This window comes from Candidatus Sulfidibacterium hydrothermale (assembly GCF_020149915.1).
GTDB lineage: Bacteria > Bacteroidota > Bacteroidia > Bacteroidales > F082 > Sulfidibacterium > Sulfidibacterium hydrothermale.
In genome coordinates, this window is sequence record NZ_CP083760.1 from 569,055 (window position 1) to 591,235 (window position 22,181).

Genomic DNA, 22,181 nt, shown 5'->3' on the forward strand with positions numbered 1-22,181 from the left:
GGATGTTTTGTGTACTTTTGTTCTTTAAACTAAAATAAACGACGGGAATCATGGATGCATTTTTAATACAACGGGCCGGAATGTTTGGAACGCCGGAAATTATTCTAATTGTTTTAGCTATCGTTTTACTGTTTGGAGGGAAAAAAATACCGGAGTTGATGCGTGGAATAGGAAAAGGAGTGAAAGAGTTTAAGGCGGGCATTAACGAAGAAGGCAAAAAGGAAAAAACGGAAAATCCTCCCCCGGAAAAAAAGTAAATTTTCACATTTTTTATGAAAAATAGCCCATACAAAAACGAGTAGAGATACGTTAAAAGTATGGTGAAATATGATGTGGGCAAAACAGCCGTGTCGTTTGTTGTTCAATCAGTTGTTAGCTAAACAAAGGGAAAGCGAAGTTTCAGCATGAAAAAAGATATTTTTATTATTGTTGCCATCCTGTTTTTTACTACAGGAACTTTCAGTGCAAAGGGACAAATTTTTAAACATAAAAAGAAAAAAAAGTCGAAACAAACCGAACAGCAGCAGGATACCGTAGCGGCGACAACTGCTGCAGATACTGTATTTGCATTTTCTCCTGCTCAGGATACAGTGGCGGTTACCGCAGATACCCTCATGAATGAAGATAGCCTGGAAAAAGATTTGCCTTCGTTTCAGGATTCTATCTTTTTACCCCGTACCCTTGGTGCTTTAAACCGGATAAACGACAGTATTCATCGTACCCGGGAATTTCACGGTCATACACTGATCAGCGATTCCCCTCTTGTACAGGCTTTGGACAGTCTGGCCTATGTTAAATTTTACCGTAAAGGTTTCCTGATGATGGATACGGTACTGATGAAAAAGTCGAAATTTAAACCCGGGCAAATTCCGGAATATCCCGATTCGGTTTATGCCAAAAGAATTGCTGCACTGAATGCCGAAACCCCCATTGAGCTGGTATATAACAAACAGGTGAAAGCGTTCATTCATTTGTATGCCGATAAGCGGAGAAAACTGACAGAAAAAGTGCTGGGTCTCTCGGAGCTTTATTTTCCCATGATCGAACAGGTTTTGGATCAGTTTAATTTACCGTTGGAGTTAAAATATCTTGCCGTAGTGGAATCGGCTTTGAATCCGGCTGCCGGATCCAATAAAGGGGCAAAAGGTTTATGGCAGTTTATGTACGGAACCGGAAAAGTCTATGGCTTAAAAGTGACTTCGCTGGTGGATGACCGTTACGATCCGTATAAATCAACCATTGCAGCCTGTGAACATTTAAAAGATCTTTATGCCATTTATGGAAACTGGTCGTTAGTACTGGCGGCTTACAATTCGGGAGCCGGTAATGTAAACCGGGCTATCCGGAGAGCTGGCGGCACCAAAAATTACTGGGCTATCTGGCCTTTCCTGCCGAGAGAAACCCGCGGATATGTACCCGCTTTTATTGCGGTAAATTACATTATGCATTATGCTCCGCAACACAATCTTTACCCTATGCGGCCGGGTATCTTTTATTTTGATATTGATACTGTGACGGTGCATGATGCGCTTTCGTTTGACCAGCTGCACGAGATGCTGGGAATACCGTTAGATGAACTTAAATTTCTTAATCCGGAATATAAGCTGGGAATTATTCCGGCAGTGAATGGAAAAACGTATACTTTGCGGTTGCCTCGCCAGTTTGCCGATGATTTTCTGAATAATGAAAAAGCGTTGTATGCCTTTAAAACCAAAAAGGGATTGGAGCATGACAAAATGTTGGCCGAAATAAAAAAAGCCGGAAACCGGAATGTGGTGATTGTACGTTATGGTGATAATCTGGGAAGTATTGCCCGCCGGAATCATGTGTACGTCAGTCAGCTGATGCGGTGGAACGGATTGCATAGTACCCGGATTTATCCGGGCCAGCGATTGGTTGTTTACGGTGCCGGAAGCCGGCAGTTTTATCAAAAAACAGCTTCTCCTATAGCCCGTTCGTCTAAAAAAGTTGTACATGTGGTCCGGCGTGGAGAAAACCTGGGACTGATTGCCAAAAAATACCGTTGTACTCCAACAGACCTGAAAGAGTGGAATAATCTGAAATCTTCACGAATTTATCCGGGACAGAAGTTATATGTTTACAAGCCGGCAGAAAAATCAAAAACCACTGTTCGGTCAGGAAAATATATTTATCACATTGTAAAACCCGGCGATACGTTGTGGGACATTGCCAAAGAATATGACGGAGTTACGGTAGAACAAATCAAGCGCTTGAATCATATTCGTAACTCTCATCATTTACGGCCCGGACAAAGAATAAAAATTGCGTCGGTTAGCTAAAGTGGGAAGGGATAATTATGAAAATTCGTTCTTAGTGAAATATGAACCGTTTATTTACGTTAATAACTTTGAATGGAAGTAGATAAAAGGTGGGACAGGTTAAAACCCGAAACGGAAAATTTTCTACTTTCGGTAACTAATAAATTTAAAAACATGAAGAAAAATATTTTTCTTTCGTTTATGGCTTTTGTTGTTGGTGCCGCTTTTTTAATGACCGGTTGTTCCGGAAGTGGTAATGCCAGCGGCAAACCTTTATCCATGGGAAACACTGCCGAAATTTTGGTAGTACTTCAAAATGACCAACAATGGGAAAACGTGATCGGGCAAACCATTCGGAAATATCTTGCTGCCGATATGTATGGAATGCCGCAAAAAGAACCGATTTTTAAATTGTTGCATTTAAAAACATCCAGTTTTAATGAAATTTTTCAAAAACAACGCGATATCCTGATTGTTCGGATTGACAAAAAACTGAAAGCGCCCAAAATTACTGTGATGCACGACAAATGGGCTGCTCCGCAGTTGATCATTACGGTTTCGGCTCCTACAACCGAATCGTTTGTCAAAGTCTTTACCCAGAAAAAAGATTATTTTATCAATAAGTATCTTGCCTTTGAACGGCAAAGAATTTTAAAGGTTTTCCGGACATCATTAAATGATAAAGTAATTTCTGCCCTGAAAAAGGAATTCCATTTTACGCTGGATGTTCCGGTGGGATTTTATTTGGCCAAATCCGTTCCTAATTTTATGTGGATTCGTCATGAAGCCAACCGGTACAGTCAGGGAATTTTGATTATTTCGGTTCCTTACCGGGATACTGCACAATTTTCACGTGATAGCATTTTGTCTGTTGTACAGAAGTATCAGCTAAATGAAATTCCCGGGCCAACCAACGGCTCTTATATGTCTGTCGACCGGAAATTTTTACTTCCGCGAGCCCGGCGTATTACTAATTTCCCCACGGGTTTTGCTGTTGAAATTCGCGGACTATGGCGTGTGGAACACGATTTTATGGGCGGACCTTTTGTCAGCTATACGTTCTTGAATAAAAAAACCAACAACCTGGTTACTCTCTTTGGTTATGTATACTATCCGAATCATAAAAAGCGGGATCTGCTCCTGCAGATAGAATCAATTCTGTATTCGGTAAAATTTAAGGGATTGAATGCAAAAAAATAATTAAAGATTTCGGGTTAAAGAAAGAAAAAGCCGGGTGTTTTTATGTAAATGCCTGGCTTTTTTAATTCTGATTATCAGTAAAATATCCGTTTACAATCGACAACAAACGAATGTTAAACGGAAATAAATGGTTATTAACCGAATAAGTTGTCTGCCTCGAGATACTTTTGTCGTGTTGTTCTTTGAAATCCTGTTCTGACAAAACAGAAATTCATACGAACAGGTCTTTATTTATTCACACTTAAAAATTTACTATCATGACAACTTTAAGAAATTCAGTTTATCTGATCGGACGCCTGGGCAATGACCCGGAATTGAAAACAGTAGGCAATGATCGTCGTTTGGCTCGTTTTTCCATCGCCACCAACGATTATTATTACGACAAAAAAGGGGACCGGATTGAACAAACCATCTGGCATAATGTTGTGGCTTGGGGAAAAACAGCTGAAGCTGCGGAAAAGATCCTGTCGAAAGGAAAGGAAGTTGCTCTTCAGGGAAAATTAATTACCCGTGTTTGGGAAGATAATGAAAACAAAAAGCATTACATTACTGAAGTCGTGGCCAACGAATTGATGGTTTTTGGTAACGGAAATCAAAAGTAAGAGTCATCAATATTGGTACAAAAAAAGGGTGAAGTCTGCAGACTTCACCCTTTTTTATTTAACGGATTAGGGTTATTTTCCAAACCGTTCAAAGATTTTTTGTCTTGCTGCTTCATCCAGCAACCGAACCATGCTGGTTGTTCCTTTTACTCCGGCCAAAGTTCCCATGGTTACAATAAAATCATGATCTCCGGCTTGTTGTAAAAACTGATGCATCATTTTTCCTTCACTTTCGTCCGGTGAGATGTAAAAAACTTTTTCTACGCCCCAAACCAGAGCCAGCCGGTGTATGATTTTTTTGTTGTAAGTGACGGCATAAATGGGTTTATGTGGACGGAACTTTGCAATTTGTTTTACTGTGTAGCCCGATGTGGTGAACGAGGCAATGGCTTTACAAGGCACATCATTAGAAATTTCTGCTGCGGCATGGGCAAATCCTTCTTGTTTTTCCGGTTTTATGTTCCGGATTTTAGGGATATGGTTTTTGGTATCAGCAATGGTTTTTACCATAACTTCAACAGCTTCAACGGCAAAAGACCCTACTGCTGTTTCATCTGATAACATGACGGCATCCGTTCCGTCGTAAACCGCATTGGCAATATCTGAAATTTCGGCCCGTGTAGGCGTTGCAGAATGGAGCATGGAGGTAAGCATTTGGGTAGCGGTAATGACAGGAATAGCCCGTTCATTGGCCTTTTTGATCATCATTTTTTGTAAGCCAGGCACTGAAAAGATTCCGGCTTCCACACCCAGATCGCCACGGGCTACCATGATTCCGTCCACAGCATCCAAAATGTCATCTAAATTTTTTATAGCTGCTTTTCTTTCTATTTTGGCAATGACCCAGGCATCTGAGCCATTTTCTTTTAATATTTTACGCGCTTCAAGAATATCTTTTGCCGATTCGACAAATGAGACGGCTACAAGGTCAATTCCGATTTGCGCAGCAAATTTCAGGTCGGCTTTGTCTTTTTCGGTAAGTGCAGACATTTTAATTCCTGATTTGGGAATGTTTACGCCTTTTCCCTCGCGTAGCTGGCCTCGGGTGAGGGCCCGTAATACCAGCAAATCTTCTTTTTTCTCTTCTACTTTTGTTTTTACGGTACCATCAGCAAAATAAACTTCGTCACCCGGTTCAAGCTGATCAATAATATGCGGGTAGGTAATGGAAAAAGCTTTTCCTTCTGCCTTTTTTGACATGTAGATGAGGTCGCCTTTGGCAATCTCGCGGCTTTCTTTCATTCCGCTGATTCTGATTTTCGGTCCGCAGATATCCTGCATAACCGCTACTTCCTTTTTTAAGGCAGAAGCACATTCCCGGATCAGCTGAAAACTGGCATGATGGCTTTCGTGTGTGCCATAAGAAAAGTTTAAACGAAAAACATTAACTCCGGCTTTTATCAATTGGGTAACCATTTCTTTATTATTGCTGACAGGTCCCAGCGTGGCTACAATTTTAACTTTACGTCCCATGGTTTTATTTTTTCTGCAAAATAAATCATTAATTTCACGCAAAATAATTTATTCTTTACGGGTTATTACCATGCTGTTCACAAAAGACAATTTTACGGAAATCAATCAGATAAAAAGCATTAAAAGGGTGGTTTCGCTGGTGCCGTCCGTTACGGAAACGATTGCGTTTTTAAGTGGAACGGATATTTTGACCGGAGTAACCCGGTTTTGTAAATATCCTGCAAACATCCGTGAAAAAGCCGTTGTGGTAGGTGGAACAAAAGATTTTAACCTGGATACGGTTATCCGGTTAAAACCTGATTTGGTAGTCGGAGTGAAAGAAGAAAATGAAAAAAGTCAGATAGAAGAACTTGCCGCATCGTTACCGGTTGTTTTGTTTGATATTCGGTGTGTATCAGATGCTTATCAGATGATTTACCGCTTGGGCGAACTGCTGGGAAAAGAGCAAAAAGCCGGCAAACTGGTACATGATATTCAACAGGGTTTTCAACGGATAAATATTTCCCGGCCTCAGTCCGGAGTTTATCTTATTTGGAAAAAACCTTGGATGGCCGCAGGAAAAGAAACATTTATCAGTGATATGCTTGCCCGGGCCGGTTTTGAAAATTTGGTTCCGGGTCGTTATCCTGTTATTGACGAATCGTACTTTTTACCGGCTCCGGTGTTGTTGCTTTCTTCCGAACCTTTTCCTTTCAGGGAAAAGCACCGAAAAGCGTTGTTGCAAAAGTATCCGGATAAAAAAATATTATTGGTCAACGGAGAGATGTTTAGCTGGTACGGAAGTCATATGCTTCAGGCGGTTGACTATTTTCGAGAATTATTTGTATAAACTTTTTGTGCTGTTCCCTTCGTGAAACAGAAGTTTCCCAAAAATTTTGATGCATTCCTGCAGGTTTGCTGCGACGGATGAAATGAATTTGCCTGTCGAAGACCGGAAGTTATTAATAACCAACTGTTGTGTGGGGCAAACCTTCTGTTTTCTGATTTTTTATTGGATGTGAAAAAGTAATTTTCCTTTGAAAAAGGCCGTAGAACGGGGTTTTTCAAAAAATCTTTGTGAAAGATGAACAAAAAATGACCATCGTATAAGATTTGCCATTATCTTTGCGCTGTGAATGAAATAACAAAAGATGAAAACGGGAAACAATAAGGAAAAAATTCCACACAAAACTATTGAACGTCTCAGCCAGTATCGAAGGGCTTTACATATTTGTGCTGAGAAAGGAAAAACCAATATTTTTTCGCACGAAATTGCAGCGTTGCTGCATATTACCGCTGTACAGGTACGGCGTGATCTGATGCTGATCGGTTACTCGGGAAGTCTCCGAAAAGGATATGATATTCATAATCTGGTTTCGTTGATTGGTGACCTGATCGACAGCCCCGAAGGACAAAAAGTAGCGATCTTTGGTATGGGCGATCTGGGACGTGCCATTGTCAATTACTTCCGTGGAAAAAGAGAAAAGTTGCAGATTACTGCCGGATTTGATGTTAATCCGGAGAAAACCGGAAAAATGGTAGCCGGTATTCCATGTTATCCGGTGGAAAATGCAGTGGAAGAAATTAAGAAACAAGGAATTAAAATAGGAATTATTACGGTACCGGGCGACCAGGCCGATGAAACGGTACAATTGATGATCAAAGCGGGAATCAAAGGGATTTTGAATTACACGCCTGTTCCGGTGGAAGTACCTGACGACGTTTACCTTGAAGAGTATAACATGATTTCATCCATTGAAAAAGTGGCTTTTTATGTAAAAGAAAGAGAATGATCATCGAAAACCGGTTATGTTTCCGGTGGCCGGGTGATTTTGTTGCCCAAAGAAAATCAATAAAAAAAGCGCCTTTATCTGGCGCTTTTTTTATTGATTGAGAAATGATCGTTTATTCTTCTGTTTCCGACAAAGCTTCTTTGATCTTTGTTTCCAGTTCTTCCATCAGGTCAGGATTGTCGTTCAGGATCTTTTTCACTGCTTCACGTCCTTGTCCCAGTTTGGTTTCTCCGTAACTGAACCACGATCCGCTTTTTTTGATGATTCCCTTATCTACACCAATGTCGATGATTTCGCCAATTTTGGAAATTCCTTCGCCATACATGATGTCGAATTCGGCTTTCCGGAAAGGCGGAGCTACTTTGTTTTTTACCACTTTTACGCGAACCCGGTTTCCTTTTACTTCGTCGGTATCTTTTATTTGGCTGATCCGGCGAATGTCCAGCCGGACCGAAGCATAAAATTTCAGTGCATTTCCGCCGGTGGTTGTTTCCGGATTACCGAACATGACACCGATTTTTTCACGCAACTGGTTAATAAAAATGCACACCGTATTGGTTTTGCTGATGTTGGCGGTTAGTTTTCGCAGTGCTTGCGACATCAGCCGGGCTTGCAACCCCATTTTTGAGTCACCCATTTCTCCTTCAATCTCGCTTTTGGGAGTCAGGGCAGCTACGGAGTCGATAACAATAACGTCAATAGCACCAGAACGGATCAGGTTATCTGCAATTTCCAGGGCCTGTTCTCCGTTATCGGGTTGCGAAACCAATAAGTCTTCAATGTTTACGCCCAGTTTGGCGGCATAATAGCGGTCAAAAGCATGTTCTGCATCAATAAATGCAGCAATTCCGCCTTCTTTTTGAGCTTCGGCAATTACGTGCAAGGCCAGAGTGGTTTTTCCGGAAGATTCCGGGCCATAAATTTCTGTTACCCGTCCTTTGGGCAAACCGTCAACGCCCAACGCAAAATCAAGGCCGATAGAGCCGGTGGAAATGGCCGGAATTTTTTCGACATGCGTACTTCCAAGGCGCATAATGGCTCCTTTGCCATAATTTTTTTCCAGCTTTCCAAGCGTAGCTTCCAGTACTTTTAGTTTGTTTTCGCGTTCTTTATCTTTATTTTTATTTTCTTTTTCTGTCGCCATATTATTCCAGGTTTAATTTTTTAACAATTTGTTCTGTATGTTCTTTTGTTTTCACTTTGCCGAATACTTCCACAATTTTTCCCTCTTCGTCAATGACGAAAGTAGAACGGATAAGGCCCTCGTATTCGCGACCATAAAGTTTTTTGGGCCCCCAGGCGCCATAGGCTTTGATAATGACCTTTTCCGGATCAGAAATCAGGGTAAACGGAAGCTGATGTTTTTCAATAAATTTTTGATGTGAGGCTACGCTGTCAGGACTAACGCCAACAATGGCATAGCCTTTTGAAAGCCAAAAATCATAATGGTCACGAAAGTTACATGCTTCGTTTGTACATCCCGGTGTATTGTCTTTGGGATAAAAATATAAGATCAGTTTTTTCCCTTTGAAATCGGCAAGGGAAACGGGATTTCCGTTTTGATCAATCCCTTTAAAATCAGGTGCTTTGTCTCCTTTTTGTAGTTTTGTCATAAGGTAAAATATTGATAAACAAATGTACAAAAAAACACCGAACCCGTACGCCGTTTTATTGCTTGTTTCGGTTGTTCTGCTGGTAAAATTTGCACCAGGATTTTAATCCGCAGCTTTCGCAGCGGGGTGTCCGGGCCAGACAGACATACCGCCCGTGCAGGATCAACCAGTGATGGGCCAGTGGAATGAGTTCGTCAGGAATATAACGAACCAGTTGCTTCTCGGTTTCCAGAGGCGTTTTGGCATTGACGGTCAGCCCTAACCGTTTTGCTACTCTGAAAACATGCGTGTCCACTGCCATGGCCGGTTTGTTAAAGATTACCGAGGCAATTACATTGGCTGTTTTTCTTCCTACACCGGGGAGCTTTTGCAGCGTTTGTACATCCGAAGGAACTTTTCCGTCAAATTCCGAAACCAGCATTTTAGCCATTCCCGAAAGATGTTTGGCTTTGTTATTGGGATACGAACAGCTTTTGATCAGTTCGAAAATATCGGACACTTCGGCTTTTGAAAGGGCTTCTACATCCGGATATTGTTCAAAAAAAGGTACGGTAATAACATTTACGCGTTTATCGGTGCACTGTGCCGACAAAATAACAGCGACCAACAGTTCGTAAGGCGTAGTGTAATGTAGCTCGGTTTCTGCAAAAGGTTGATGCTCTTTGAAGTAATCGATTATCTTTTCAAAACGTTCTTTTCGTGTCATGAATTTTTTTTACAAAAATGAGAAAAAATAAGCTTTCCGGATGTAGTTTTCTTTTAGAATTATTTAACGGACGGATTCTTCCGGATGGCTGAAATATTGGTTAACTTTGTTTTCCTTAAAAAGATTCACATTATGGCACAGGAAATAGAATATAAGTTTTTGGTAAAAGGTGATTTTCGCCCTTTTGTTACCCAAAAGCACGAGATAGTTCAGGCTTATCTTTCCACGGATCCTAACCGCACGGTACGGATACGGATTCAGGATGAGAAAGGATACATCAACATCAAGGGAGCAGCAAAAATTTCCGGGTTGATGCGGTATGAATGGGAAAAGGAAATTCCATTGAATGAAGCCCGCGAACTGATGGAATTGCGCGAATCAGGACTGGTGGAAAAAACACGGCATTTGGTGCCTGCCGGCAACGGCCTGAAATTTGAAGTTGACGAGTTTCATGGCGATAATGCCGGACTGCTCCTGGCCGAAATAGAATTACCCACGGCCGATACCTCTTTTGAAAAACCAGACTGGCTGGGCGAAGATGTTACAGGAAACCCTTCTTTTTACAGTGCCATGCTTTCTAAAAATCCGTATAAAAATTGGAGAGAAATTACTGAATAACAAAGAGCCCCGAAGGGCTCTTGTTGTAAAGGTCTAATTCATCAGGATGTTAAAATTTCCAGCGCATTTGGTTTTGAAAATCCGGAGAGCAGCTGCATAAGCCATCAACGTACGAACGATTTCTGGTGAAGGCTGATATTTTTCCTGTCCTTTGTTGTGCCGGAATTTGCATGGAAAGGGTTCCTGAAATTCGTGGGGGGTAACAAATTGTTGCATAAGCAAGGCGTTTTAAGTGAATAAAGAAATGCTTTGACAATTCACTAACGCCTTTTTATTCAAATTATTTTACCAAAAAATTTTTTTTTTGAAGACCGTTTGGTTATTCTGTTACCGGGTCAGGATAATGTTTTTTTCTTTGATCATTTTGCGCAGATTGATCAGGGCATAACGCATGCGGCCAAGGGCCGTGTTAATGCTTACTTCCGTTTGCTCGGCAATATCTTTAAAGCTCATCCCGGCGTAACAACGTAAATAAATTACTTCTTTTTGTTCCTGAGGCAGATATTCCATCAGTTTTTTAATGTCACGATGGATTTGCTGGGTAACCAGAACATCTTCGATACCCGGATCACTTACTTTCAGTGTATCAAGTAAATTAAACTGGTCGTTGACCACCACTTCTGCCAGGTTCAGCTTTTTCTGTTTTCTGAAATGATCGATAACCAAATTATGGGCTATTCGCATCACCCACTGAATAAATTTTCCTTCGTCGTTATAACTTCCCGATTTTATAGTGTTTATCACTTTCACAAAAGTATCCTGAAACAGATCATCAGCCAGCTGTTTGTCTTTTACCATCACAAAAATATAGGAGTAGACACGGGTTTGATGCCGTTCAATAAGTTCTTGTAAACCCAACGGGTTGCCATCGAGAAATTTGCGAACAAGCTGGCGCTCGTCGTTTGCTTCCATTTTCATATGCCGTTTATTTAGGTTCCGAAAAAGTAAGCTTCTACTCGATAGGCAAAATGATTTTTAACTGTTTTTAACAATTGATTCGATTTGCAAATATAACGGTTAAAAGAAAAAAAGCAAATGTTTTTTAATTTTGCCGTTCATTTTTTTCTGTAATGATAGATGTAAACCGGGCAAATCCGAAGGATTATATTGTTGTGATCCGTTCTCGGGTCAATAATTTAAAAAATCTCAGCGTTGCTATTCCGCGTCGTAAATTAGTGGTAATTACAGGGTTATCCGGTTCCGGAAAATCTTCTCTTGCTTTTGATACTTTGTATGCCGATGGGCAGCGCCGGTATGTGGAAAGTTTGAGTTCGTATGCCCGCCAATTTTTAGGGCGTATGGATAAGCCCGATGTGGATAATATTTTGGGTATTTCGCCGGCTATTGCCATTGAACAAAAGGTAAAAACCCGTAATCCGCGCTCCACAGTGGGAACTTCCACGGAGGTGTATGAATACCTTAAGCTTCTTTTTGCCCGTATCGGAAAAACCTATTCCCCGGTATCGGGCCGCCAGGTGAAACGCCACCGTGTGAGCGATGTAACCCGTTTTATTCTTTCTTTACCCGAAGAAACAGTTGTTCTGATTTTTTCACCCCTTACACTTGAATCGGGCCGTACACTGCAACAAAAGTTACAAGTTTTGTTACAGCAGGGATTTAGCCGTGTTTATACCGGAAACGCCATTGAAAGAATAGAAGACCTTCTTGAAGAAAAAGGCAGGATAAAGAAAAATACCCGGCCGGAAAACTGTTATCTCGTGATAGACCGTGTTCGTGTGGTGCACGATGACAAAGAGCTGGAAACCCGTATTGCTGATTCGGCCCAAACTGCTTTTTACGAAGGTAAAGGATATTTGAAAGTGGTTTACACGCAGGGAAACCAACAGAAGATGGTTGATTTTTCCCATCGGTTTGAATTGGATGGAATACAGTTTGAAGAGCCGTCGGTCAATTTGTTTACTTTTAATAATCCGTACGGAGCCTGTAAGCGGTGCGAAGGTTTCGGGAGCATTATGGGCATTGACGAACGGCTGGTGATTCCCAACCCGGCGCTGTCGGTTTATGACGGGGCCATTGCCTGCTGGAAAGGCGAAAAAATGGGGCGATGGAAAGATCAGCTTGTTCAAAATGCCTATCGGTTCGATTTCCCTATTCATAAGCCCTATTATCAGCTTACTGAAGAACAAAAAGAACTGCTTTGGACCGGAAATGAATATTTTAAAGGCCTTAATGCTTTTTTTGCCCGGCTGGAGGAGAAAGCCTATAAAATTCAGTACCGGGTGATGCTTTCGCGGTATCGCGGAAAAACCATTTGCCCTGAATGTAAAGGAACCCGTTTGCGAAAAGATGCCAATTATGTGTTGGTAGCCGGAAAAAGTATTTCCCAAATTGTTCAGATGCAACTGGATGAATGCCTTGATTTTTTTAAAAACATAAAGCTGGATGATCAGGACCGGCAAATTGCCCGGCGGTTGCTGACAGAAATAGTTAACCGGTTGCAATTTCTCAATGATGTGGGGCTGGGGTATCTTACGTTAAACCGTTCTTCGGCAACTTTGTCAGGAGGAGAGTCCCAGCGCATTAATCTGGCCACCTCACTGGGCAGCTCGCTGGCCGGTTCCATGTATATTTTAGATGAACCCAGTATTGGGCTGCATCCGCGCGATACACAACGGCTGATTCGTGTGCTGAAACAGCTGCGTGATGTGGGAAATACGGTAATTGTGGTGGAACATGACGAAGAAATTATCCGGGCTGCAGATGATATTATTGATATTGGTCCTGATTCGGGGGAACATGGCGGTGAGCTCGTTTTTCAAGGGGCTTTTGATGCGTTGAAAAATAATGATGTCAGTTATACGGCATTGTATCTTACCGGAAGAAAAAAAATAGAACTTCCTGCTTTCCGGCGCCCCTGGCACAATTACATTGAAATAAAAGATGCGTTTGAGCATAACCTGAAAAATCTTCAGGTGAAAATTCCATTGAATGTACTGACGGTGGTAACCGGAGTGAGTGGATCGGGAAAATCTACACTGGTACGTGATATTTTATATACTCTGCTGAAACGTACCCTTAACGGCGAAATGGCGCAACCGGGAAAACTGGCTGTTTTGAGCGGAGAAATTAACCGGTTGCAACGTACGGAATATATTGATCAAAATCCTATAGGACGTTCTTCGCGCTCTAATCCGGTAACCTACTTAAAAGCGTTTGACGATATCCGCGAGCTTTTTTCACGACAGCCGCTGGCAAAACTCCGGGCTTATAAACCCGGCTATTTTTCTTTTAATATTCCCGGAGGACGGTGTGAGCAATGTGAAGGCGAAGGCGTGATTAAAGTGGAAATGCAGTTTATGGCGGATATTTATTTGCAATGTGAAGCCTGCCACGGAAAGCGTTTTAAAGAAGAAGTGTTGGAGATAAAATATCGCGGAAAAAGTATCTCTGATATTCTTGAGCTAACCGTGGATGATGCCATTGCCTTTTTTTCTGAAGCGACAAAAAACAACAGCCTGGAGCAGAAAATTATAGAAAAACTGAAACCGTTACAGGAAACCGGTTTGGGTTATCTCCGGCTGGGACAAAGCTCAAATACTTTAAGCGGGGGCGAAGCCCAGCGGATTAAACTCGCTTCTTTTCTTGCCAAAGGAAGTCATGCGCCGGCAACGCTTTTTATTTTTGATGAGCCTACTACCGGTTTGCATGTACACGATATCAGTAAGTTGTTAAATGCTTTTCAGGCTTTGATTGAAAACGGGCACAGTATTGTGGTGATTGAACACAATGCCGAGATTATTAAATCGGCCGACTGGGTTATTGATCTGGGGCCTGAAGGCGGAGACCGCGGAGGACAAATTGTTTTTGAAGGAACACCGGAAGAACTGGTTCGTTGTAAAGAATCTTTTACCGGACAATTTTTAAAGGATAAATTACAGTGATATTCATCCGGCTTTTTTGTTTTTGTATTCCGGTAAACCGGCTTAAATTACCCCGTTTTAAATGTATTTCAGAATGCCGGGGGAACAATATACTTTGGATAAATTCATTCTTTTTCTTTATATTTGTACAAACATCTTAATGAAGAAACCATGACAACCAAAGAAAAGAAATTGCCGGGTTCCCATCCTGTTGATAGTCCGGATGCCGGGAAAAAACTGGTTCTCTTTAATGATGATGTCAATACTTTTGAATTTGTGATAGAAACCCTGGTAGAGGTTTGCGGGCATGATTTGTATCAGGCTGAGAACTGTGCCCTGATTGCACATTACAAAGGAAAATGTACCGTAAAGAAAGGTTCTTTGGAAGAGCTGATGCCCTGTCGTGAAGAGATGATATTGCGCCGGTTAACGGTGGAAATTCAGTGAAGGATGGCTAGATAGAGCAACATCTTTTTGTTATAAAAAGTGTTGTTCCTGGGGGATAAACAAAAAGAAATAAATGACCAATCCGGATAAAACGGTTCGTGAAAAGTTAAACGAACTTTTTGAGCTTGTAGATGAAAAAGCAGATGCCACTGCGCGCTTGCAGATTCAAAAAGCGTTTAACATGGCTCAAAAGTCGTACGGAAATCAAACCATGGCCGATGGGTCTCCCATGATTTTACATCATTTGGATGTGGCTGTTATTGCTATGAAAGAGGTCAATCTGGGGCCAACCTCGGCTGTTTGTGCACTTTTGCATAGTTTTGATACCGACCAGCCGGATGTCCGTCAGGAAATCATGGAGAATTTTGGGGAGAATGTACTCGAAATCATTGACGGATTTAAGAAAATATCGGCTTTGCAAACCGAACGGGTCTCTTTTCAGTCGGAAGCTTTCAGGAACATGTTCTTGTCTTTGGTGAATGATATCCGGGTTATCCTTATCCGGATGGCTCATCGCTTGCATGATGTGAGAGCCCCTGAAGGTTTGACCAAAAAACAGAAAACCAAGTTTTTCAACGAAATAAAATACATCTATATTCCCATTGCACACCGTCTGGGCCTTTACCAGATTAAAAGCGAAATGGAAAATGATTTGATGCGTTTTGAGCATCCGGATATTTTCCGTGCTATTACCGACAAGATACAAGCAACCAAAAGTAAACGTGAAGTTTATATCAAAGACTTTATCGCTCCTGTTGAAAAAGAACTGATAGCGGCTGGTTTTGATTTTGAAATAAAATGGCGAACCAAATCGGTGGCTTCTATCTGGGCTAAAATGAAACGGCAGAATGTGGAATTTGAACAGATTTATGACATTTTTGCCGTTCGTATTATCATTAACAGCAAATCACCACAAAGAGAAAAAGAAGACTGTTGGATGGTATATTCCATTGTTACCAACATTTATCCGCCTAATCCTAAACGGTTGCGCGACTGGATTTCCACCCCAAAAGCTTCGGGATATGAATCGTTGCATACTACCGTGATGGGGCCCAATAAAAAATGGGTGGAAGTTCAAATCAGAACTGTTCGGATGGACGAAATCGCCGAAAAAGGACAAGCTGCTCACTGGGCTTACAAAGGACTGATGAAATCGAAAGATGTGGATGATTGGTTGTTACAGGTCAGGGATGTGCTTGAACATCCTGAAGCTATCGGTGCCGAATATGCTTACCGTACGCAAAAATCCAATGAGTATGTCTTTATTTTTACTCCGAAAGGAGATTTGAAAAGGTTGCCGGCCGGTGCTACGGTACTCGACTTTGCTTATGATATTCATACCAATATAGGAAGTCAGTGTAGTGGTGCCCGTGTGAATAATAAACTGGTTCCTATCCGCTATGTATTGAAAAATGGGGATAAAGTGGAGATCCTGACCACTAAAAATCAAAAACCAAAACCAGACTGGATTGGCTTTGTAAAGACACAAAAAGCCCGTAACCATATTAAACGGCAACTGAAAGAAGAGAAGTACAAAGAAGCGGAAGTAGGAAAAGAGTTGCTTTTGCGTAAATTTAAAAACTGGAAACTGAAAAGTCCGGAAGACCTGGTTAATATTCTGGTGAAACACTTTAAGATGGACTCGGCGGTAGATCTTTATTATCTGCTGGCTACTGATAAGATTGATCTCGCTCTGGTAAAAACGGTTTTAACGGATTATTTAAAACAACAGGAAGAACCGGTGGAAACGGAAGGGGGTACGGAAGAACCACAACCGGAAAAAACGATTCCGAAAAAGGAAGAAGATGAAACGGATGTCCTGTACATTGGTGATCATGTAAAAAATATTAACTACCGGTTTGCCAAGTGTTGTAACCCCATTCCGGGTGATAATGTTTTTGGCTTTGTTACCACTTTGGGCGGGATTTCCATTCACCGGCGGAATTGTCCTAATGCCAAGCGGTTGGCCGAGCGTTATCCTTATCGTATTATTGATGTAAAATGGACCGGCTCCGAAGAAAAACCGTTTTACCGTGTGAATCTGAAAATCAGCGGAAAAGATGAGTTGGGCATAGTAGAATCAATCACCAAAACCATCACTAACGATTTGCGGGTGAATATGCGATCCATCCATTTTAATACGAAGGGAAGAAAATTCGAAGGCCGTGTAAGCCTGATGATTCGTAATCACGACCATTTGGATCAGCTTATCCATAAACTGAAAATGGTAAAAGGCGTAGAAAGAATTGACCGGACCAAATAGTGTTATGTGCTATTTTAATCCGGGTTAACGAATGTGAAACGCTTCTTTAACTTTTTCCACATAATCTAATGCTTCCCAAGCAAAAAAAGTAACCGGTTTACTGTAAACTTTCTGGCCGTTCCGGGTTTCTTTAAAAGTGGTGGTTTCGTCTTCGTAAAAAACCTCTTGTTCTTCTACCATCACATCGCGGCCAAAATGGCCATAGGAAGCTGTTTTTTCGAATACCGGATTTTTTAATCCAAACCGTTTTACAATAGCAAAAGGACGCAGGTCAAAAATATTTTTGGCAATCCGGGCAATCTGACTGTCCGTCAGGATATTTCCTTTTTCATCTTTTACTTTTGCTGTCCCGTAACTGTTTACATAAAAACCTACCGGCTCGCTAACGCCAATGGCATAGGCAACCTGTACTAAGATTTGGTCGGCTACACCGGCGGCTACCATGTTTTTGGCAATGTGGCGGGCTGCATAAGCTCCTGAACGGTCCACTTTGGAAGCATCTTTTCCGGAAAAAGCACCACCACCATGTGCACCATGACCACCGTAAGTATCCACAATAATTTTACGTCCGGTTAATCCGGTATCTCCATGTGGTCCGCCAATCACAAATTTACCGGTTGGGTTGACCAAAAGCTTGTAGTCAGCAAAAAGAAAATCCGGATATTTTTTTTGAATACGCGGAATAAGGTATTTTTCCACGTCCGCTTTGATTTTTTGCTGCATGGCTTTTTCGTTGTCAAATTCGTCGTGCTGGGTTGAAAGTACCAGTGTGTCGATTTTAACCGGTTTTCCGTCATCAGAATATTCAAGAGTTACTTGTGATTTGGAATCAGGACGGAGATAAGTCATTACTTTTCCTTCGCGACGAATGGCAGCCAGTTCCCACAGTAAATCATGTGCGATTTCAGTGGTTAATGGCATTAATGATTTTGTTTCGCGGGTAGCGTATCCAAACATCATTCCCTGGTCGCCGGCGCCTTGTTCTTCTTCACGGGCTCTCTCTACGCCCTGGTTAATGTCGGGTGATTGTTCGTGAACGGCTGAAATGACGGCGCACGATTTGCTGTCAAATTGATATTCGGCTTTGGTATAACCGATTTTTTCAATGGTTTTACGGGCTACGTGCATCAAATCAACCCAGGCATTGGTTTTTACTTCACCGGCAATAACAACCAGTCCGGTACTGACCATCGTTTCGCAAGCCACTTTCGAATTCGGGTCCTGACGAAGCATTTCGTCCAGCACAGCATCCGAAATCTGATCGGCTACTTTATCGGGATGTCCTTCAGAAACAGATTCCGAAGTAAAATAGTAGGACATACATTTTCATTTTTAAAGTTAAACATCAAACAAGCGGGTTTGATGATTGACGGCAGGTAAAAAATTGGTTTAGCATTTTTTATCGTGGTTGCAATCAATCAAATCCTTCCACTTCATCATCTTTTAATGAACGTGGCGCAAAATTAACTAAAAAAACGAGTCAGGAAAAAAGATTACACGGGAATTATTTGTCCCGGGTCAGCAGCCGGAAAACATCTTCCAGATTTTCTTTTTGGGGGCTAAAGGCAAGCATGTGCCAGTTTTTTTGTACCACATGACGGAAAATGGTTTCCCGGAGGTCCTCATTTTTGTCGGTGTGTAAAATCCATTGGTTTTCTGCAAGCGGCTCTGCCAGGATTACGCCATTGATTTCCGTAAGTTGTTCCGGAAATACTTTTTCTTTTAATTCCAGAAAATAACTCATGGAAACTGTTGCTTTTTTCTCCAGCATTCCTACTTTGTCATCAGCAACAATTTTGCCTTTGTTCAGGATGATTACCCGGTCGCAGATGGCTTCCACTTCCTGCATGATATGGGTGGAAAGTAAAATGGTTTTTTCTTTTCCAAGAGAGGATATAACATTGCGAATTCCTGAAAGCTGATTAGGATCCAAACCCGTTGTCGGTTCGTCTAAAATGAGTATCGGCGGGTCATGAATTAAAGCCTGGGCTAAACCTACCCGTTGGCGGTATCCTTTAGAAAGAGTTCCTATTTTTTTATGCTGTTCCGGTGATAAACCGGTGAGTTCAATCACTTCATCGATTCTTTTTTTTGCCGGAAAACGTGTTTTGTAGGTTTTAAGGACGTATGAAAGGTATTCCCTGACATACATTTCGGGGTACAAAGGATTGTTTTCAGGAAGATAACCGATGGATTTTCTGATTTTTAAAGCATCGGCTTGCACGTTGATTCCTGTAACAAAAACTTCGCCGGAGTAAGGCGGAATAAATGTTGTGATGATTTTCATAAGGGTGGATTTCCCGGCTCCGTTTGGTCCAAGTAATCCGGTAACACCACCTTTATCCAGTTGAAAGCAAACATCATCCAATACTTTTTGGCTGCCGTAAAATTTGTAGATATGTTTGACTTCAATACTGTGCATCTTGCTTTTATTTCTAAAACAAAATTATGAAATAATAACATGGTTCCTGTTTTTTTATTGTCAATGACCTGCATTTTCAAACCGGCCGGAAATATCTTCGTTTTGAAGAAAATATTCAGGATCGTTTCAATGCAAATTATTCATAGTTTTGCTACTCATCCCTCAAACAAAACCATTTCATGAAAAACAAAAAAAAATCTATACTTTCGCCGGCTTTGTTAATGGCTTTGGTATTCAGTTTTATGTTTGCCTTTGGCCAAAATGTAAATAATCAAACCATGGAAAAGAAATCAGAACGACATGTGGCCTGGAGTCGCCATGCCAATATATATGAAGTAAATATTCGTCAGTATACTCCTGAAGGAACATTTAAGGCTTTTCAGCAACATCTGCCACGATTGCAAAAAATGGGAGTGAAGATTTTATGGCTTATGCCGATCTATCCCATTGGCGAAAAAAACAGGAAAGGAACGCTGGGAAGCTATTATGCAGTACAGAATTATGAAGCGGTTAATCCGAACTTTGGAACACTGGATGACCTGAAATCGCTGGTAAAAGATGCCCATGCCAGGGGAATGCATGTTATTCTTGACTGGGTGGCCAACCATACGGCCTGGGATAATGTGTGGGTGAAAGAGCATCCCGACTGGTATAAAAAAGACAGTAGCGGAAACTTTGTTTCTCCTTTTGACTGGACCGATGTAATTGCCCTGAATTACGATAATCAGGATTTGCGTCATGCGATGATAAATGCCATGATTTTTTGGCTGAAGAATGCGGATGTAGATGGTTTCCGGTGTGATGTGGCCGGGATGGTGCCGGTTGATTTTTGGGATGAAGCCCGTACGGCACTGGATAAAGTTAAACCGGTATTCATGCTGGCAGAGGATGAAGATAATGTGGCTTTGGTTAAGTATGCTTTTGATATGAATTATACCTGGAAAATGTTGCATTTGATGAACGACATTGCCTCTGGAAAGAAAAAAGCGGCTGAGATTTGGAATTATTTGAAATGGAACAACGAAACTTTCGATCCGGACGTGTACCGGATGTATTTTACCAGTAATCATGATGAAAATTCCTGGAATGGTACGGCATTTGAACGGCTGGGTGACGCTTTTAAGGTGTTTACGGTTTTCGATTATACCATTCCCGGAATGCCTTTGATCTATGGTGGTGAAGAAGCCGGAAATAACAAACGCCTTCGCTTTTTTGAAAAAGATACGATTAACTGGAGCCAGTTGCCTTATGCCGAATTTTACGGCCGGTTGAATCACCTGAAAGATACCTGTAGTCTGCTGACTAACGGCGATGAAGGAGGAAAACTTATCCCTTTGTCTGAAGGAATAAGTGATGATGTTTTTGCTTTTTACCGTGAAAAAGGCGGCCGCCAAATGGTGGTAATTCTCAACCTGTGTAACCAGCCCCGGAGTTTTACTTTGAACAACGAAAAGATCAAAGGAAAATACAAGTTGTTTTTTAAAGGAGAAGAAATAGAAATCCAAACCGATTGGGTTTTTCATTTACCGGCTTGGGGTTATACCGTACTCCTGAAATAAAGTGTATTTTTAATTTAAAAAAGAAAACCGGGATTTTCTCTTGTGAGAATCGAACAAAATCCCGCAAGGTTGCTGCTTAAAATGGGCGCTGATATTAAAAAAGATTGTATTTTCGTACACTGAAAAGAAAAAGATGAAAAAGCAGGTTACCATAAAAGATATTGCTGAAAAACTCGGTTTTTCCGTTTCTACGGTTTCGCGTGCTTTGAAGGATCATCCCGACATCAGTATAAAGACCCGGGAGGCGGTGAAAGAACTCGCTAAACTGTTGGGTTATAAACCAAACCGTATAGCCCTTAATCTGAAAAACAGCAAAACATACACCATTGGACTTCTTGTCCCTGAAACCCAGCACTATTTTTTTTCAACCATTATTAACGGAATTGAAGAGGTTGCTTACGAAAACAATTACAACGTCATGGTTTTTCAGTCCAATGAAAAATACATGCGCGAAGTGCTGAATATTCAGGCATTGCTTTCGAACCGGGTGGATGGTGTTCTGGTTTCGTATGCTAAAGAAACGCATGATTTTTCTCACTTTCAGCAAATAATTGATAACGAAATACCCCTTGTATTTTTTGATCGGATTAACAAAGACCTGCATGCTGATACTGTCTCCGTTGACGATTATAACGGCGCTTTTCAGGCTGTCAGTTATCTGATTGAAAAAGGATGTAAACGGATTGCCATTTATTCGGCTCCGCAGCACCTGCTGCTGGGACAGAACCGGCTTAATGGCTATAAAGATGCGTTGGAAAAACACGGGATGCCTTTTAGCAGAGATTTGGTTTATTCGTGTGATACTTATCAGGATGCCATTAAAATATCGAGAAGCGTTTTTAAAAAGAAAGACTTCCCGGACGGACTTTTTGCGGCAAATGACATGACGGCTTTAGGAGCCATGAAAGCAGCCCGGAAACTGGGTATCCATATTCCCGACGATCTGAAAGTTATCGGGTTTGAAAACAGTCTGAGTGCTTCAATTTGCGATCCTGAACTGACAACAGTAGAGCAGTTTGGTTTTGAAATGGGGAAAAAGGCGACCCGTTTGTTGTTAAAACGAATTGAAGAGGATAGTTTTGATTTTACTCCCGAACATCACCTCATTAAAACACAGCTGATCGAAAGAGGTACTTGTTAAGTTTTTCTTCCAATTTCCGGAAAAATTTTACCCGGTTTTCTGTATTAAAAACCTGTTTTCCTTGTTAAAATTCACACTTTTTATACGAAATTTTAACAAAAGTTTTTTCGGGAAATATGTTATGCAAACGTTTTAAATCTAAGGATTCCTGATATTCGCGACAAAGGAAAAGGATGTTTTTATTTTTTCTTTCCGAAAAGTGCAT

At 41.3% G+C, this 22,181-nt stretch carries 20 protein-coding genes; 12 read left to right on the plus strand and 8 right to left on the minus strand.

All coding sequences use genetic code 11. The features are described 5' to 3' along the window. Positions 1-80 precede the first annotated feature (80 nt). The 4 genes from LA303_RS02185 to LA303_RS02200 all read left to right on the plus strand — a co-directional run bounded on the left by LA303_RS02185 (position 81) and on the right by LA303_RS02200 (position 4,081). Positions 81-257 carry a Sec-independent protein translocase subunit TatA/TatB gene (locus tag LA303_RS02185; RefSeq protein ID WP_240527094.1) on the plus strand — a complete coding sequence of 59 codons (177 nt, stop codon included), beginning with the start codon at positions 81-83 and terminating at the stop codon, positions 255-257. Positions 258-404: 147 nt separating this feature from the next. After that, positions 405-2,300 carry a lytic transglycosylase domain-containing protein gene (locus tag LA303_RS02190; protein ID WP_240526300.1) on the plus strand — a complete coding sequence of 632 codons (1,896 nt, stop codon included), beginning with the start codon at positions 405-407 and terminating at the stop codon, positions 2,298-2,300. Between the two features lie 153 nt (positions 2,301-2,453). Then, entirely contained in the window at positions 2,454-3,479 is a 1,026-nt protein-coding gene (locus LA303_RS02195) for a DUF4837 family protein (RefSeq protein ID WP_240526301.1), read from the plus strand. A gap of 257 nt (positions 3,480-3,736) precedes the next feature. Next, positions 3,737-4,081, plus strand: coding sequence for a single-stranded DNA-binding protein (locus LA303_RS02200; RefSeq protein ID WP_240526302.1), 345 nt, complete (start codon positions 3,737-3,739; stop codon positions 4,079-4,081). Positions 4,082-4,153: 72 nt separating this feature from the next. On the opposite strand, the gene pyk is transcribed toward LA303_RS02200, so the two are convergent. Then, the gene (pyk, locus tag LA303_RS02205) at positions 4,154-5,554 is read right to left on the minus strand and encodes a pyruvate kinase (protein WP_240526303.1); all 1,401 of its coding nucleotides are present in this window, start codon (positions 5,552-5,554) and stop codon (positions 4,154-4,156) included. Here pyk and LA303_RS02210 point away from each other — a divergent pair. Then, complete coding sequence (locus tag LA303_RS02210) at positions 5,553-6,383, plus strand: ABC transporter substrate-binding protein (RefSeq protein ID WP_240526304.1); 831 nt, start codon at positions 5,553-5,555, stop codon at positions 6,381-6,383. The genes pyk and LA303_RS02210 overlap by 2 nt on opposite strands. Before the next feature lie 301 nt (positions 6,384-6,684). Further along, positions 6,685-7,326 carry a redox-sensing transcriptional repressor Rex gene (locus LA303_RS02215; protein ID WP_240526305.1) on the plus strand — a complete coding sequence of 214 codons (642 nt, stop codon included), beginning with the start codon at positions 6,685-6,687 and terminating at the stop codon, positions 7,324-7,326. A 112-nt stretch (positions 7,327-7,438) separates the two neighbouring features. Here the strand turns inward: LA303_RS02215 and recA are convergent, their stop codons facing one another. Genes recA through nth form a run of 3 tightly spaced genes read right to left on the minus strand, consistent with a single transcriptional unit; the run spans position 7,439 to position 9,645 of the window. Next, positions 7,439-8,470: a recombinase RecA gene (gene recA / locus LA303_RS02220; RefSeq protein WP_240526306.1), complete on the minus strand. Its 1,032-nt coding sequence runs from the start codon at positions 8,468-8,470 to the stop codon at positions 7,439-7,441. Position 8,471: 1 nt separating this feature from the next. Then, positions 8,472-8,939 (minus strand): thioredoxin-dependent thiol peroxidase, encoded by a 468-nt coding sequence (bcp, locus tag LA303_RS02225; RefSeq protein WP_240526307.1) that lies wholly within the window; start codon positions 8,937-8,939, stop codon positions 8,472-8,474. A gap of 55 nt (positions 8,940-8,994) precedes the next feature. Further along, on the minus strand, positions 8,995-9,645 hold the full coding sequence (gene nth, locus LA303_RS02230; protein ID WP_240526308.1) for an endonuclease III: 651 nt from the start codon (positions 9,643-9,645) through the stop codon (positions 8,995-8,997). A 132-nt stretch (positions 9,646-9,777) separates the two neighbouring features. Here nth and LA303_RS02235 point away from each other — a divergent pair, with 132 nt between their 5' ends. Then, complete coding sequence (locus LA303_RS02235; RefSeq protein ID WP_240526309.1) at positions 9,778-10,263, plus strand: CYTH domain-containing protein; 486 nt, start codon at positions 9,778-9,780, stop codon at positions 10,261-10,263. A 33-nt stretch (positions 10,264-10,296) separates the two neighbouring features. Here the strand turns inward: LA303_RS02235 and LA303_RS02240 are convergent, their stop codons facing one another. Both LA303_RS02240 and LA303_RS02245 read right to left on the minus strand, forming a co-directional pair. Then, positions 10,297-10,479 carry a hypothetical protein gene (locus LA303_RS02240; RefSeq protein ID WP_240526310.1) on the minus strand — a complete coding sequence of 61 codons (183 nt, stop codon included), beginning with the start codon at positions 10,477-10,479 and terminating at the stop codon, positions 10,297-10,299. 111 nt (positions 10,480-10,590) lie between these two features. Then, on the minus strand, positions 10,591-11,181 hold the full coding sequence (locus LA303_RS02245; RefSeq protein ID WP_240526311.1) for an RNA polymerase sigma factor: 591 nt from the start codon (positions 11,179-11,181) through the stop codon (positions 10,591-10,593). A gap of 152 nt (positions 11,182-11,333) precedes the next feature. Here LA303_RS02245 and uvrA point away from each other — a divergent pair, with 152 nt between their 5' ends. From uvrA to LA303_RS02260, 3 genes are all read left to right on the plus strand, one after another. Then, the gene (gene uvrA / locus LA303_RS02250; RefSeq protein ID WP_240526312.1) at positions 11,334-14,165 is read left to right on the plus strand and encodes an excinuclease ABC subunit UvrA; all 2,832 of its coding nucleotides are present in this window, start codon (positions 11,334-11,336) and stop codon (positions 14,163-14,165) included. A 150-nt stretch (positions 14,166-14,315) separates the two neighbouring features. Next, a complete protein-coding gene (locus LA303_RS02255; RefSeq protein WP_240526313.1) occupies positions 14,316-14,591 on the plus strand; it encodes an ATP-dependent Clp protease adaptor ClpS in 276 nt (91 codons plus the stop codon). Between the two features lie 73 nt (positions 14,592-14,664). Continuing rightward, positions 14,665-16,854 (plus strand): RelA/SpoT family protein, encoded by a 2,190-nt coding sequence (locus LA303_RS02260; RefSeq protein ID WP_240526314.1) that lies wholly within the window; start codon positions 14,665-14,667, stop codon positions 16,852-16,854. A 24-nt stretch (positions 16,855-16,878) separates the two neighbouring features. On the opposite strand, the gene metK is transcribed toward LA303_RS02260, so the two are convergent. Beyond that, a complete protein-coding gene (gene metK / locus LA303_RS02265) occupies positions 16,879-18,174 on the minus strand; it encodes a methionine adenosyltransferase (RefSeq protein ID WP_240526315.1) in 1,296 nt (431 codons plus the stop codon). 184 nt (positions 18,175-18,358) lie between these two features. Further along, the gene (locus LA303_RS02270; protein ID WP_240526316.1) at positions 18,359-19,276 is read right to left on the minus strand and encodes an ATP-binding cassette domain-containing protein; all 918 of its coding nucleotides are present in this window, start codon (positions 19,274-19,276) and stop codon (positions 18,359-18,361) included. 179 nt (positions 19,277-19,455) lie between these two features. Here LA303_RS02270 and LA303_RS02275 point away from each other — a divergent pair, with 179 nt between their 5' ends. Then, a complete protein-coding gene (locus LA303_RS02275; RefSeq protein ID WP_240526317.1) occupies positions 19,456-20,835 on the plus strand; it encodes an alpha-amylase family glycosyl hydrolase in 1,380 nt (459 codons plus the stop codon). Positions 20,836-20,968: 133 nt separating this feature from the next. Next, on the plus strand, positions 20,969-21,976 hold the full coding sequence (locus LA303_RS02280) for a LacI family DNA-binding transcriptional regulator (RefSeq protein ID WP_240526318.1): 1,008 nt from the start codon (positions 20,969-20,971) through the stop codon (positions 21,974-21,976). Positions 21,977-22,181: the final 205 nt, after the last annotated feature.

Excerpts from the sequence above, each read along its gene's own strand:
- LA303_RS02185 (WP_240527094.1), top strand. The coding sequence starts at position 81 with ATGTTTGGAACGCCGGAAATTATTCTAATTGTTTTAGCTATCGTTTTA.
- LA303_RS02190 (WP_240526300.1), top strand. The coding sequence starts at position 405 with ATGAAAAAAGATATTTTTATTATTGTTGCCATCCTGTTTTTTACTACA.
- LA303_RS02195 (WP_240526301.1), top strand. The coding sequence starts at position 2,454 with ATGAAGAAAAATATTTTTCTTTCGTTTATGGCTTTTGTTGTTGGTGCC.
- LA303_RS02200 (WP_240526302.1), top strand. The coding sequence starts at position 3,737 with ATGACAACTTTAAGAAATTCAGTTTATCTGATCGGACGCCTGGGCAAT.
- LA303_RS02210 (WP_240526304.1), top strand. The coding sequence starts at position 5,553 with ATGGTTTTATTTTTTCTGCAAAATAAATCATTAATTTCACGCAAAATA.
- pyk (WP_240526303.1), bottom strand. The coding sequence starts at position 5,554 with ATGGGACGTAAAGTTAAAATTGTAGCCACGCTGGGACCTGTCAGCAAT.
- LA303_RS02215 (WP_240526305.1), top strand. The coding sequence starts at position 6,685 with ATGAAAACGGGAAACAATAAGGAAAAAATTCCACACAAAACTATTGAA.
- recA (WP_240526306.1), bottom strand. The coding sequence starts at position 8,470 with ATGGCGACAGAAAAAGAAAATAAAAATAAAGATAAAGAACGCGAAAAC.
- bcp (WP_240526307.1), bottom strand. The coding sequence starts at position 8,939 with ATGACAAAACTACAAAAAGGAGACAAAGCACCTGATTTTAAAGGGATT.
- nth (WP_240526308.1), bottom strand. The coding sequence starts at position 9,645 with ATGACACGAAAAGAACGTTTTGAAAAGATAATCGATTACTTCAAAGAG.
- LA303_RS02235 (WP_240526309.1), top strand. The coding sequence starts at position 9,778 with ATGGCACAGGAAATAGAATATAAGTTTTTGGTAAAAGGTGATTTTCGC.
- LA303_RS02240 (WP_240526310.1), bottom strand. The coding sequence starts at position 10,479 with ATGCAACAATTTGTTACCCCCCACGAATTTCAGGAACCCTTTCCATGC.
- LA303_RS02245 (WP_240526311.1), bottom strand. The coding sequence starts at position 11,181 with ATGAAAATGGAAGCAAACGACGAGCGCCAGCTTGTTCGCAAATTTCTC.
- uvrA (WP_240526312.1), top strand. The coding sequence starts at position 11,334 with ATGATAGATGTAAACCGGGCAAATCCGAAGGATTATATTGTTGTGATC.
- LA303_RS02255 (WP_240526313.1), top strand. The coding sequence starts at position 14,316 with ATGACAACCAAAGAAAAGAAATTGCCGGGTTCCCATCCTGTTGATAGT.
- LA303_RS02260 (WP_240526314.1), top strand. The coding sequence starts at position 14,665 with ATGACCAATCCGGATAAAACGGTTCGTGAAAAGTTAAACGAACTTTTT.
- metK (WP_240526315.1), bottom strand. The coding sequence starts at position 18,174 with ATGTCCTACTATTTTACTTCGGAATCTGTTTCTGAAGGACATCCCGAT.
- LA303_RS02270 (WP_240526316.1), bottom strand. The coding sequence starts at position 19,276 with ATGCACAGTATTGAAGTCAAACATATCTACAAATTTTACGGCAGCCAA.
- LA303_RS02275 (WP_240526317.1), top strand. The coding sequence starts at position 19,456 with ATGAAAAACAAAAAAAAATCTATACTTTCGCCGGCTTTGTTAATGGCT.
- LA303_RS02280 (WP_240526318.1), top strand. The coding sequence starts at position 20,969 with ATGAAAAAGCAGGTTACCATAAAAGATATTGCTGAAAAACTCGGTTTT.